This is a genomic window from Salegentibacter sp. UBA1130, assembly GCF_002311535.1.
GTDB classification, from domain to species: Bacteria; Bacteroidota; Bacteroidia; order Flavobacteriales; family Flavobacteriaceae; genus Salegentibacter; species Salegentibacter agarivorans.
Map to the genome: position 1 here is coordinate 12,944 of NZ_DCAP01000018.1, position 14,358 is coordinate 27,301.

The 14,358-nt window shown below is 35.2% G+C and carries 6 protein-coding genes; 3 read left to right on the forward strand and 3 right to left on the reverse strand.

The genetic code is table 11. The features are described 5' to 3' along the window. Window positions 1–13 precede the first annotated feature (13 nt). The 3 genes from B4F31_RS05215 to B4F31_RS05225 form a co-directional block, all read right to left on the reverse strand. The gene (locus tag B4F31_RS05215) at window positions 14–3,274 is read right to left on the reverse strand and encodes a SusC/RagA family TonB-linked outer membrane protein (RefSeq protein WP_245764382.1); all 3,261 of its coding nucleotides are present in this window, start codon (window positions 3,272–3,274) and stop codon (window positions 14–16) included. 291 nt (window positions 3,275–3,565) lie between these two features. Then, window positions 3,566–6,952 (reverse strand): VCBS repeat-containing protein, encoded by a 3,387-nt coding sequence (locus tag B4F31_RS05220; protein WP_286760776.1) that lies wholly within the window; start codon window positions 6,950–6,952, stop codon window positions 3,566–3,568. 30 nt (window positions 6,953–6,982) lie between these two features. Further along, window positions 6,983–7,801 (reverse strand): 3-keto-disaccharide hydrolase, encoded by an 819-nt coding sequence (locus B4F31_RS05225; protein WP_286760777.1) that lies wholly within the window; start codon window positions 7,799–7,801, stop codon window positions 6,983–6,985. A gap of 1,395 nt (window positions 7,802–9,196) precedes the next feature. Here B4F31_RS05225 and B4F31_RS05230 point away from each other — a divergent pair. The 3 genes from B4F31_RS05230 (at window position 9,197) to B4F31_RS05240 (ending at window position 14,351) form a co-directional block, all read left to right on the forward strand. Next, complete coding sequence (locus B4F31_RS05230) at window positions 9,197–12,238, forward strand: histidine kinase dimerization/phosphoacceptor domain -containing protein (protein WP_286760778.1); 3,042 nt, start codon at window positions 9,197–9,199, stop codon at window positions 12,236–12,238. Continuing rightward, complete coding sequence (locus B4F31_RS05235; protein ID WP_286760779.1) at window positions 12,231–12,899, forward strand: LytR/AlgR family response regulator transcription factor; 669 nt, start codon at window positions 12,231–12,233, stop codon at window positions 12,897–12,899. The genes B4F31_RS05230 and B4F31_RS05235 overlap by 8 nt, the downstream gene beginning before the upstream one ends. A gap of 213 nt (window positions 12,900–13,112) precedes the next feature. After that, window positions 13,113–14,351 (forward strand): APC family permease, encoded by a 1,239-nt coding sequence (locus B4F31_RS05240; RefSeq protein WP_286760780.1) that lies wholly within the window; start codon window positions 13,113–13,115, stop codon window positions 14,349–14,351. The last annotated feature ends 7 nt before the right edge of the window (window positions 14,352–14,358 follow it).

Here is a 14,358-nt window from a genome sequence, read left to right on the forward strand (position 1 = left end):
ATTTCGAGAATATTTAAAAAGTTACTGCTACTCCCAAATTCAAAATTCGAGATTGTGGATAATAATGTCCAATGGAGTTGGTCACTTCGGGGTCATAGGCAGTCATGCCACTCCAGGTAATAAGATTAAAACCGCTTGTGTAAACCCTTAGACTACTCATTCCAATCTTTTCCCCTATTTCAACTGGAAGTGTATATCCTAATTCCACATTTTTTAAACGGATATAGTCTGTACTCTGAAGCCAATAGGTATTATTATAAGAATAATATTGATTACCACGATCGGTGATACGAGGATGAACCGAACTGGGATTCTCTACGGTCCAACGATTATCGTAATGTTCCTCCAGGTAATTTCCAATAGATCCGGCCTCATCAGTACCAACTCTTATTTCTCCTCCGGCTGCACCCTGAAAAAGGACAGAAAGATCAAAGCCTTTATATTGGGCTCCAAAGTTAAGCCCGCCCTGGAAGGTAGGGGTGGTGTTTTTATCCCGACGTACTCTGTCATCTGGTGTAATATAACCATCTCCATCATAATCCCGGTACTTCATATCCCCAGGCCGGATGGTATTAGTAATATCACTATAATCAAGAGTATTACTGGCTATATCTTCTTCATCTACAAAAACTCCATCATAGATATAATACAAACCGGAATTTATTGTTCTTCCTGTAGTTCGTTGCCATTCTGGCGCACCCGGCGCCTCGTCCCAGAAAATAATTTTGTTCTTGGCATATCCTCCATTAACATTTACATTGTAAGTAACTTCGCCAGCCTTGCCGCTGTGCCCAATATTAAAGTCAAATCCTCTGTTTTCAATTTCACCAATATTTTCAGCCGGAAGTGTCATCCCCGCTGATTGCGGTATAGAAGCGTTTCTTCTCCAGAGAATATTAGAACGTTTGTTTAAGAATACATCAAATTCAAAATTAATCGCTCCCTCAAACATCTGTCCATCCAATCCTATATTATAGTTATTTGCAACCTCCCAAGTTATTAGTGGATTTGGGACTCTACTTTCGAAGAGAGTTTGGTTTACAGCCCCGCCGGCAACGTATGAACCAAGTCCATAGGTAGCAAAGTACTGGTATTCCTGAAGCACATCATCGTAATATACATTATCATTACCCATTTGCCCCCAGGAAGCTCTTAATTTCAAGAAGTTAACTACAGAAACATTCTCTTTCCAAAAATTTTCTTCAGAGATACGCCATCCAAGCATAAAACCTGGAAAGAAGCCGTAGCGGTTCTCTGATGGAAACATATAAGAACCATCATATCTCCACAAGAATTCAGCTAGATATTTTTGTTTGTAATTATATCCAACTCTGCCAAAATAATTTAACCTTGCTCGCTCCCAGGCGCTTCCTGAGTTGTTGAGTTCTTCTCTACCACCCGCGAACATTTGATCTACTGTAGTTGACAAGAAATACCTTCGAAAAGCTCCAAAAGTTTCATTGTTGATGGTTTCACGGTTTACCCCTGCGAGCAAGTTAATCTCATGATCTCCAAAATCTCTATCATAGCTCAATACGCCACCCAAGAGAATATTCAATTGATCTTCATTTCCCTGATTTAAGTTTGGCTCAGCCGGCCCTCTTTGACCTCTTATGAGTGCAGGAGTTTCCCCATCATCTTCATAATCCCCCTGCCACGTGTATAAATACCAAGGCGTTTGCCAGGTTTTAGTTTGCCTAACATATTTATCTACAGCAGCGGTACCTGTAAATTTCAGCCCTTCTACCCAGGGTGCTTCAATTACTACCTTCCCGTTGGTCTGAAAATAATATCTTTTATCCCGGTTATATCCGGTTTGGTCTGTTGTGATTACCACAGGGTTTTGACCATTCTCAATATCAGGACCTGGCATACCATTTGGCCAATAGGCATTGGAAACGGGACTACCTCTCATTAACATCCGGAAAATATCTGAAGCGGCCTGGGTGGGAAAATTTCTGTCTTCTTCTCTTCCCAATACTCCAATTTGTGTGCTTATATAATCACTAATTTCCGCATCCATATTAACACGAATTCCATATTGCTGATAATTTGTCGCCGAATTTTTGTAAAAGGCATCTTGATCCTGATAATCAATGGAGGCTATTAGGTTAACGTCTTCACTTCCCCCACTAATTTGTAAATTATGTTTTTGCTGGGTAGACCAATCTTTTAGAGTTTCTCCAAACCAGTCGGTATTGGGATAATTCCAGGGATCTTCTCCACTTCGAAAGAGTGCAAATTCCTCTGGCGTAAATGGCGCCAATACTTCATTTCCATCAGGTCGGGTATAGACACCTGTGGACTGAAAGGCACTATTTGCAGGTTCCCATTCATTAACAGGAAGTTTATAAACTTCCAGGTCATTTCTCATCTCAGCGTATTGAACGGCATCAGCCAGATCTGGAATTACTGTAGGCTGCGTGAATCCCATATTATAATTATATGATAATTGGGCCTTTCCTTCCCTTCCTCTTTTGGTGGTAACCAAAATAACTCCGTTTGCTGCTCGAGCTCCATAAATAGCTCCAGAAGCATCTTTAAGAACAGAAATATCTGCAATATCTGCTGGGTTTAATCGTTCAAAACCCCCAGCTCTGGCAGGAATACCGTCAATTACAACTAAGGGACTACTATCTCCTAAAGTATTGGTTCCCCTAATTCTAATATTAGAGCCATCATAGCCTGGCTCACCACTTCCCTGGGTAGCAACAACTCCCGGAATTCTACCTGTTAATGCGTTAGATACATTTAGGTTCGCAGATTTTTGAATTTCTTCCCCACCGACCGTAGCAACTGATCCAACTATATTCTCTCGTTTTTGAGTACCATAGCCCACTACAACAACCTCATCCAATTGAGCCTGATCTTCCTGAAGTACTATCTCCAAAGTAGCTTGTCCATCTACACTCACTTCCTGAGTCAAAAAACCTAAATAGGAAAAAAGTAATACCGCATCCGATCCTACGGTTATTTCATAATTTCCATCAAAGTCTGTGACTACTCCATTAGTAGTTCCTTTTTCTATTACATTCGCACCCGGTATAGGCATCCCGGTGGGATCTGTTACGACACCCCTTACGGTCTGTTGGGTTTCCGAAGTTGATTTTTTAGGGGAATATCCCAGTGATATTAATTCATTTTTATCTGGAAGTTTTAAGTCCGGAACGAATTCTTCCGAAAATAGCGTTTCTTCACCTGGACTATTTCCTGTGGCGGAAACTACCATCGGACAGATAATAAATGGTAAGTAAAAAAATATTAATTTATTCATATTAAATTTAAATTTCAAAACGCATCCAGTGTTCTATAAGACCACGTTTCTGGTTAATTAAATGAATGAATTTTCTCTTTTCATAAGCTTTTTTTGTTTTGTGCATTCTGTTTAAATTGGTTTATTTCATTGGCGGGGCAGATTTAATTAATACTTATTTTAGAATGTGGTCATTTATGTTTAAATCCATCTATAAGGAAGAATTTTAATTAAACGTTTTAGTAAATACGTAATATGCATCCATAATTTATTAGGTCTTAATTCTATCACGATATATTAAATTCGTGCTTCTTAATTGTATTTATATATACTGGCCTTATCGTTATTCCGGGAAATGACTAACCTTTTTGCTCCATTATTGAAGCGCATAAGATTAGCATCTCGAATATCTCCGGATAACCATAAACTCGAAAATTGGTTATTAGTGGTAACTTCTTTATCAATTACATTCAAAAGAACTCCCTTTGATGCATCAGATTTTCCTAAATTCACTCTATAAGGGAAAAAATTTCCAAGAGCTACGATATCATTCTTCCCATTACCAGTAAAATCATCAAAGGCAAAAGCATTGATCATTGATAATTGAGACATCTCTGGCAGGGAGGTTAAATTAAACTTACCATTACCAAGATTATCTACATACTTCGAGCTTAGTTCATTAATCTCAAGGATTGAAGTAGATGTTACATTTGCTGCTTTTAGCAAATCCTTCATAGTTGCACTGGCATAGTCATCATAAGAAGTATATTTCTTTCGTAGTGAAGCTACCTGCCCAAGCATTTCATCTCTTCCTGGGAGAGGGTAACTCTCCCCGTCTATATAGTATGACAATACCGGATCAAAATTCCCGTCTTTATTTATATCCTGAACATAGTATACCATTGGTTCTGTCGCGGAAGCATAAAATTGAGTATTGAGCCCCGCATTTCCAAGAAGAAAATCTATATCTCCATCAAGATCATAATCCTGTGCATCTATGCTACTCCACCAACCCTTCGTCTTATCCAGGTTCAATTCTGTGGTCTTATCTGTAAGAATACCATTGTTGTTTTTAAGTACCGTTAAGGGCATCCACTCCCCAACTATAAAGAGATCTGGCCAGGAATCATTGTCAATATCTGTCCAAACGGCATCTGTTACCATTCCTAGTTTTTCCAAAGCTATTTCTTTGGTATTTGTGAATTTCACAATACTATCCCGGCTGTCATTTCTTAACAATATACTCTGCGAGGCGAAAGGATAATTCTTTGCTTTATGGCGTCCTCCTACGAAGAGGTCAAGATCTCCGTCCTTATCATAGTCTGTAGAAACCACCACTCCCCCACTGAAAGAAGTATTAGGTAGGGAGTTTACTGCTTTTTCAAAGTTCCCAGCTCCATCATTAATATAAAGCCTATCCTCATAAAAAGAAGATCCTACAGGTTTTTCATTTCCCCCACTCAATACATACATATCAAGATCACCGTCAGTATCAGCATCAAAAAAGTGTATTCCTACATCCTCACTGTAAACATCTTCTGGTGCCGTCCAGGGCTGCCCTTTTGGCCCTTTCTCTAAAGTTCCATTATCTTTTCCCAAATACATCTGCCCTGACTGACCGGAAGCTCCTCCAAAAAAAACATCATCATTACCATCTCCATTAACGTCTCCAACAGCCATTCTACCTCCTAAACGGGATAATTGATATGGTACTAATCCCTGATGAAGAAAATCTACATAATCGTTTTCCTTATGCTCAAAATCTAATCCTGATGATTTTGTCACCTCTTTAAATAAAGGTGTTTCGATGTCTATTGGTGATTGGTACTTATTGACCGCATCAGTTTGATTAATAGTCAAAACTTGATTAGAATCTATATTTTCAAGAATAGATACTCTTCCATCTGGCCAAACCACCTCCAACTTTTTTAAGTTTTTTTCTTTACCTATCCCTATTGTCAATTGAGGTTCAACATAAGATAAATATCCTCGCGTATAATAGGCTTCATGATAAAGCTTCTTTTGATCTCCTAGTGTTGTGATGACTTTTGCTCCCAGACCAAATGTATTATGGCCTTCCCCCTTCAGCTTTATTTTAATATAATTATTCTTATGAGACTCCTGCTGGTTGTTTTGATATATGGTAACAGGATCATTTAAATTACTAACTACAAGATCAAGGTCTCCATCATTATCCAGGTCTGCATAGGCCGCGCCAGTAGAAACAGAGGGTTTATCCAGGCCCCATTTTGTAGCGTGGTTTTCAAATTTTATTCCATTAGTGTTTCGAAAGGAGTAATTTGAAATTTTAGTAGAAGGCATTTTACTAATTAACGGTAATAAATCAACTGTTTGATTCCTGGCATTAGCTTCGGATATTTCCTTACTTGTAGTGAAGTTCACAAAATCGAGATTGGTCACGTCCCGTAGATAGCCATTGGTTATAAAAAGATCTTTTAAACCATCATTATCAAAATCGGCAAACAGTGTGGCCCAGCTCCAATCTGTATTAGAAATCCCCGAAAATTGGGCAATTTCGCTAAAACGCGGAATTGAATCTTCGGCAAGCCCACGATTAAGCTGAAATGTATTTCTCATATATTGATGGTGATAGCCGCTATCTACCGCTTTGGAGAATTTATTGTATTCATCGGGTCCTTTCAGAATTTTTTGTCTGTAATTATCTTCAGGAAGCATATCAGCCACAAAAATATCAGGGAGACCATCATTATTAACATCAGCAATATCTGATCCCATACCGTATTTTGAAAGCTGTCCCATGGCGAGATGAGAAATTTCCTTAAAAGTCCCATCTCTATTATTCAAATAGCAAAAATCCTGCTCTTCGTAATCGTTAGTTACATATATATCTGGCCAGCCATCTTTGTTAATATCTGAAATTGATGCACTTAATCCAAAATTAAGCCCGCTGCCATGTATCCCGGTTGTTTCGGTTACTTCCGTGAATTTATTATTGTCATTTCTGTATAATTTATTACCGAAGTAGGGATGTCTTAAACTCCTTAATTTTTGCACATTAAAAAATGCCGAATAAAACATATTCGCGTGGTTCAATAAAAACATATCAAGATCTCCATCCAGATCGTAGTCAAAAAAATAGGCTTGAGAAGTAAAGGTACCCCGAGCATCGACTCCATATTCACGAGCACTTTCCGTAAAAGTAGGAGTTCCACCTTTTTTTCCTCCGTCATTAATAAAGAGTTGGTTTGATCTGGAAGAGTACTCCTTTACAATGGCCTTGTTGTATCCTTCAGAAGGGGAATTTCCAGAATAGGAAACGTAAATATCCAACCAGCCATCTCCATTTATATCCACCAGGCTTACCCCTGTGTTCCAGTCATTTCTACCCTGAAGACCTGCTTGAAGAGTAACCTCCTCAAATTTCCAGTCTCCAAGATTAAGGAATAATTTATTTGGCACCTGGTTACCTATAAAATAAATATCAGTCAAGCCGTCATTATTTAGATCTCCAACTGCTACCCCCGCTCCATTATAGGTATATTCATAAGTCATTATATTATTATGTCCATCTTCTGTAATATCATTAGAAAACACTATTCCTGTTTCATCAGAAGACATTTCTGTAAACATACCAGGTTTCTCACATCCCTGGATTATAATGATTAATCCCAGAGTAAGACCCGACGCTATATTTCGTAAAAACTTTTCTAATTTCATAAACTTAGAGGAACACTATAACGGTTACTACTACTTACCTGCTACTCGCTTTTCACTGATAAGTGTTTTTACCACTTTTTGAAGTTTATCTGGCTTATTTTCATACTCACTTAAGTCAATAATTTCTACTTTTCGGAAGTCAGTAGGATGACTTTCACTTTGTAACGAAATTGTACCTTCTTTTAAAAGCTCCCCATCATCTCTTTGTGGCTTACTATAACGCATTACCTCTTCCCCGTTTACATAGTGAACCATTAATGAATCTCTTAGCACCAGCACTTCTACCCGAACCCACTGATCTCCATGATAGGTATGAGAAGAAGATTCTTTGCAATGAGTTTTTATGAGTTTGTCTTTCATTATATATTGGGTTCCAGGAGTACAAAGATTAGCAGTAGATCGTTCATTTTCTCCGTTACCCCCAAGTAATTGGACTTCTATTGAATTAGGAAAGTCCTGATCTTTGCCCATAGTTGTCGGCTCCTGTCCATGTAACATAATTCCATTATTTCTATAGGCCCAACCACCTGGATTGTTAGTAACCTGGTCGCCTATAAAGCGATATTCCACTCCTATGAGATAAGAGGAGAAAGACTCCTTATAAAATATATGTCCGAACTTATTATCAAACCCCCCGTCATATTGATCGTATCTAATTTGTAAGTTCCCATCTTCTACTCTGAAAGTATTACCGAAGTTCTCACCAAGATCATATCCGCGAATTTTAACTTCCCAATTATCTAAGTTCTCTCCATTAAAGAGGGGTTGCCATTGAGGTGATTTTTGTGAAGTACATATAAAACTTCCTAAAATAATTCCAAATGCTACGTTTATGAGGGGCTTAAACATATATATTTATTTAGTTGAAAACGATAACCAGAATTCTCCAATCCGATTCCTCCTATTACATTCAAGTCTAGCTTACTTGTAGGTAAAAACAAGAATGAAATAGTTATTAAAAAATTAGTTTTATAGCTTGTGATCTTTTATTGGATAAGCTAAATTTTGTAAAAAATTTAGCTTAGATAAACAGTGGGAAATCACATTAAACAATATTTAATATTAAGTTAACAGATTTATTAGGAAATGAATATATAAATATTATTTCTAAATAAATGTACCTCATACATTTTTTTTCATTTTTTTAGAAAATTCTTACTATAATCAAATTTCACCTAAAAAATTTTTAATAAAAAAAACAGGATAGCTTTACCGAAATTTCATTCTGTTGTCAGGGAATAAAGAGAAATTTATAAAACTCAAGTTTTGGAAGAAAAACGAAAATTAGTTCTGGTAATAATATAAAGCGATAGATTGTTTTCCAACCTAATTCTAACCGCTTTTAATGTGAATTACAAAATTTGCTTGTAGGTTCAAATCAGATTTAGCGCTGTTCACTGCTCCAAACTTAAAAAATTTGACAATTGAGGAAGGCTATTAGTTAGTCAAAAAAAAGGGTTTTTTGATTCACCATCTTCTGGTAATATTAAATTCATAAAGTATATGAAAAATAAAAACCTTTCCGCGAACGGAAAGGTTTTAAAATTAATCCGAAAACATATTCTTTATGCTTAACACCTAAGTATTCCTATCCCCAAATAAAAATACTGAAAAAACATGCATCGAATTAATCCCCAAATTATATCGTCAAAAAGTTGCTAGCTCTATCTACTTAACTATGCTTCTAAACTTATCTTTTAGTGATTTTTCATATTTGTTATAATTAATTAAATATACCTGCTCCTCTAAAAGAGCCTTCTCTCTCTGTGAGAGAATTTGGTAATTCGTTACTTCGCCCCATTTTTTTAAGATTCATTATTAATTAGAGAATATCTTCTCTATACCTTCAATAGATGTGAAGTCTTTACTCAACATCTTCTAATTTGATCCTAAACAATGCTCATAATAATTTGAGTAACTTTTCGAATATCCCAGGTATTACTTATTTTATCAATGACTATTTTTAGTTGAATATTTACGCTTCCCGTCAAAAGTAGAAAAGATGCAGAAAGGATTAATAAAAATGTCGTGAACGGCCACTTTTTTGTCGTGAACGAGTATTTTAAACATAATGAACGTATTTTTTACATCTTTAAAACAGATAAGTTCTTCACAAAGAATTTTAATTGATTTAATATTGAAGTGTTATAGCTGGCTGCTATAGCTCTTTTAAATAATTATATATTTTACTTAAAAAACTATAATGCTTCTTTACATTTGATCTAATATTCTTTAAATCAAAATTTGAAAAAATTATTTGCTGTATTCATTTTCCTCTTTTCAGTAACACTTTGGTGCCAGGAAGATAATTCTCTATTAGTTAGTAAAAATACCTTTTCATTTAGAGATGGTTATTTCATCTCCAATCCCTACCACTCTATCTACGATACTAACGGATGGCTATGGATTTTAGGCGAGAACAAACTTTCAAACGAATATATTTTAGGAGAGCAAGAAATTATTATTCAACGTTTTGATGGGGCTAATTTATTCACATTAAAATTACCTGATACCTTTAATAAAAAGATTAAAGAAGGCCATTTCTTTAAAAGTCAGGACCACGGACTTTATTTAAAATTATATTACCAGGCTGCTCGAGCTGAATTATTTTATATCAACACAGAAACCTTAGCGCTTAAAGCTGTCAAAGAATATAATAATCTTAACGAAAACTTTTTATTTTCAAAAGCCTACACTGCTCAAGATTCAAGCCCTATTGTTCTTACGTCAAATAATAAATTTCATAGTGCCACCCTTGATAAATTAAGTTTAAGGTTTATTGATTCTATTCCTTTTGAAAAACCGGTTGCTCAACCGGTTTTGGCTGATCCAATCACAATGGATGATTTTACCCTGATAAAACTACAAACCGAAAAAGAGGGCGTTTTTTTGAATAAAAAGGGAAAGTTCATAAAAAAAATAGCAGAAAGCGATTTTGAAGCCACAAATGGAATTAATTTTTATCCAACGATAATACAGCCCCCTTTTAAAGTCAGTGATGCCTTTTACACCTATATTGATAACTATAAGAATGCTTTCAAATTCAATAAAGAATTTAAAAAATTCTTAGAAATACCTCAATCTGATAGTGTTCTAAGCGGCAATAAAAAACTCCAGTTTACTTCAGGTTTCAACTATGCCTTTTCCACTGAAATTGATGGAGACTTCACAGCAATGGAGTTATATCGCCTTAAAGATTTTCAAAAGGAGTTATTTACTACAATTAAAGTAAAAAATATATCAGGAATTGCTTACAGGGATTTTGGAAAAGACCTGGTAATACTCGACGGAAACAACTTAGAATCTTATTCTTTTATTAAAAGTAAAATCAAGACTTTTTTAAAAGATAATAGCATCCGTTCAATTAAAAAGCTAAAGGAAAACAAGTATATCATAGCAACCGATACAGAGGGGCTTTATATAATCGACGTAAAAGAAAATACAGAAGAACGAATAAAAATTCTATCCGATTCTAATGAGTTAAACATTAATTACTCCAGGGGTATCTTCAATGCAAAAGACAACAATCTTATAATTGCGGACTCCGATTATCTATATACCCTGAATTCAAATTATGAGGTAATTCAGGACAAAACTATAGAAATATATAGCGGAATAATTATAAAACTAAAAGACACCATATTTACGGCAGATCCAGGAGGTGGAATTTATAAATATAGTCTTAAAGAAAATAGCTATACTAAAATTGCAAATACCGAGGCTATACAAGTAAAGGAATTTGCTACAGATGGTACCGCCCTCTTTGCAAACACTGCCCAGGGAATTTTTGAATACGAGAACGGAAAATTTAATACCCATTCATTTGAAAATATAGAAACAGATCACTTGCTATCTATAAACTATCTGCAAGATTATGGCATTCTGGTTTCCACAAAGTTCGGGGAGATTTATACATTCAATACCACAACTAAAAAATTAAATCTGCTTTATAAAGATGCATTAAATGCATCCATTGTTGGGATGGTTGCAGATGACAACGGTACTTTATGGTTAAATACCTATGCCGGGATTGTATCCTTAAATCCATCTTCAAAAAAAATAATTAGATATACTACTAAAGATGGCGTTTATGAGCTAGAAGGCAATAGGTTTAGTACCTATAAAGATGAACAGAATGGTAGTATTTTAATGGGAAGTAATAAAGGTCTTAGCTATTTTAAGCCAGAAGAATTAGTTGAGAATAATTTAAAAGCACAACCTCAATTTACGTCAATCTCATTTTTTAATTCAGAAAACGATCGCTGGGAAGTTAACACTTCTCCAGACTTTTTAAATAATACTCGTAAGATTGATTTGCCTTCAGAATACAGAAGATTTTCTGCAACACTCTCTGTTTTTGGACAGATAAACCCTCAGGATATTAAGTACCGGTATCGCTTATTAAATATCGGAAGTAACTCAGACTGGTTTACCACCTACGCTGGTAAAGAAATTTTATTCGCAAACCTGGCAGCAGGAGTTTATAATTTAGAAGTTGAAGCCTACAGTGCCTCTAAAGAAAAGATAGGAGAAACGATAGTTCTAAAAGTAATTTCTAAAGAAGTTTTTTATAAAACCTGGTGGTTTATTTTATTGATTCTCTTTTTTGTTGTCATTTCTGTTTTGTTCCTATTTTATCAATATAAAGCAAAACAGAAATTATTTGCAAAAAATAAAATTGCATTGAAAGAAGCCCAAATTAAAAATACTATGATGTTAGAAATTCATCATAGAATTAAGAATAATCTTCAAATTGTTTCCGGGCTATTAGGTTTACAAATGGCAAACAGTAAAAATGAAGAATTAAAAGTAAAATTACAGGATAGCCAAAGTAGGATTGAGTCTATCGCGGGTATTCATAACCTGTTATATAATTCAAGCAACCAGGATCTTATTTCTGTTAAAGAAAATATAGAAAGCTGTGTTGCCTATTACCAAAAACTTTTTCCTACTAATGTTACGTATCATCTAGATATAGACAGTTCCATCTTAAGCGTAACTCAAGCCACCCCTTTTTCACTTTTACTAAATGAACTAATAAATAACTCAAATAAACATGCTTTCCAGGAAACAGAGCATCCGGAAATTTTTATAAAATTTGAAAAGCGGGATAACAAGTATGTATTTGTATATTCTGACAATGGTAGTTTTAAAGAACAAGAGAGCCAGAAAGAGTCTATGGGTATGAAAATAATAGAAATGATGAACAAGCAATTAAAAGGAGATTTAAAGATCGAAAACGCTACTAATTTTAAATTAACTTTACTTTTTCCCACAAATGAATAGCATAAAGATCTATATTTTAGAAGACGAAATAATAACCCAGGAGCTTCTAAAACAGACGCTGGAGGATCTAGGTTTTACAATTTGCGGAATGGCAACAAATGCAGAAACTGCGCTTGGCGAGATTGCCTTTTTAAAACCAGACATTGCTATTTTAGATATTAGAGTAGAAGGCCCGCAGACCGGGATCTGGCTGGGAAATCAGTTAGATATTCCCCTCATCTATTTAACAGCTTTTAATGATGTAGACACCATAAAGAAAGCAATTGCTACAACACCAACAAGTTACCTGGTAAAACCCCTTAATAATAAGGATTTATATATTGCTGTTGAATTAGCTGTAAGTAAAATAAAAAATAAGGCGCAAATAATAGTGAAGGATAAAAACAAAAAAATCATCCTTTCTGAGGATCAGATTTTATATGCAAAAAAAGAAGATCAATATCTAATATTACATTTAAAAGATTCTGAAAAATTAATAAGGTCCAGTATTAAAGATTTTTTGGAACAAATGAATTCTCCATCATTTTTGCAAGTACATCGTTCCTATGTAATCAATAAAGATTGCGTTACTGCATTTAATAGCAAAGAAATAATTATTAATAACAGCCGCATTCCCATATCAAAAAGCTATGCTAAAGAGATTTTAGAAGAAATTTCTTAATTATTATCCAGCCCTGGTTTTCACTTTTCATTTATCTATAGACGTTATTGACTATCATGCAGTAACCTTAATTTACTCCAATACTGGTTTTTATAAAAGGCTCATAAATCATTACATTTCCAAAATATCATAAAATTGAAATAGAATGTTATTTTTTCCTTAGATGACGTTAAAACATTTAGTCATTTCTTACAATAAATATAAATTGTAAGTATGGGAAAAAAGAAACTAAAAAGGTCCCTGGGATTATGGGACATATTAATGTTCGGGATTGGTGGTATTGTAGGTGCCGGTATTTATGCAATTATAGGAGAAGCAGCAGCGCTTGGCGGCAATATGCTTTGGCTAAGTTTTATTATAGCTGCAACAGTAGCTCTTTTAACGGGATTGTCTTACGCCGAATTTGTTAGTCGGTTTCCAGATTCCGGTGGGAGTTTTGAATATATTAAACAAAGCCTGGGTAAAAAGCCGGCTTTTTTTATGTCTATTTTTATGGTATTTACCGGTGTGGTAGCCGCCGCTGCCATAGCTATTAGCTTTGCCAGTTACTTAAATAGATTATGGGATTTCCCGGCATGGATAATTGTAATAGGCATAGTTGCGTTAATGGCCCTCTTCAATATTTTTGGCGCTAAATACAGTTCTTATTATAATTCGGTTGCTACTGTAATAACCCTGGCGGGACTTGCCGCCGTTATTGCAGTTTGTATTCCCGAGTTTGGTTCTACAGATCTTACCAAGCTTAATGATTCTGGCTGGAATGGAATTATAGCCGGTAGTGCTTTAATTTTCTTTAGTTATATAGGTTTCGAAGATCTGGTAAAAATGGCTGAAGAAACTAAAAATCCTGAAAAGAATATGCCCAAAGGGGTACTTCTAAGTGGTTTGGCTGTACTTATTTTGTATGTTCTAATTGCCATAAGTTCCGTAAGTGTATTAGAATGGCAAAAACTTGCAGAATCTGAAGGACCGCTGGCTGCTGTAATAGAAACTAAATGGGGCAGGCTTGGCGCTACAGGGCTGGTTGTAGTGGCTCTTTTTGCCACGAGCAAAACCATTTTAAGCAATATATTGGGAACTTCCAGATTACTTTATGATGTTGCCCGGGATAGCGGGGTAACCTGGTTAAAAAAGTTTACAACCATATCAGGTATAGGAAATGCTCCAAATTACGCCATTATTGCCATCGCAATTCTAGCTATTGCTTTCGGACTGTTAGGAGATTTAAAAATGGTAGCCAGTATCAGTAATATTTTTATTTTTATTGTTTTTGGAATGGTGAATTTTTCATTATTAATGTTTCGTTATAAAAACAGAAAAAATAAGAAAAAAGCTCCTTTTCATATTCCTCTAAATGTAAATAATATTCCCATTCCTACTGTTATTGCCTTGCTTACCATCCTCATTTTATTTGGCTATAACCTATACAACCTAACCCAGGGCAGTATGTAAGTTGAAA

Bases quoted from the DNA above. Each gene is read 5' to 3' on its own strand.
- B4F31_RS05225 (WP_286760777.1), bottom strand. From the start codon at position 7,801: ATGTTTAAGCCCCTCATAAACGTAGCATTTGGAATTATTTTAGGAAGT.
- B4F31_RS05235 (WP_286760779.1), top strand. From the start codon at position 12,231: ATGAATAGCATAAAGATCTATATTTTAGAAGACGAAATAATAACCCAG.
- B4F31_RS05220 (WP_286760776.1), bottom strand. From the start codon at position 6,952: ATGAAATTAGAAAAGTTTTTACGAAATATAGCGTCGGGTCTTACTCTG.
- B4F31_RS05215 (WP_245764382.1), bottom strand. From the start codon at position 3,274: ATGAATAAATTAATATTTTTTTACTTACCATTTATTATCTGTCCGATG.
- B4F31_RS05240 (WP_286760780.1), top strand. From the start codon at position 13,113: ATGGGAAAAAAGAAACTAAAAAGGTCCCTGGGATTATGGGACATATTA.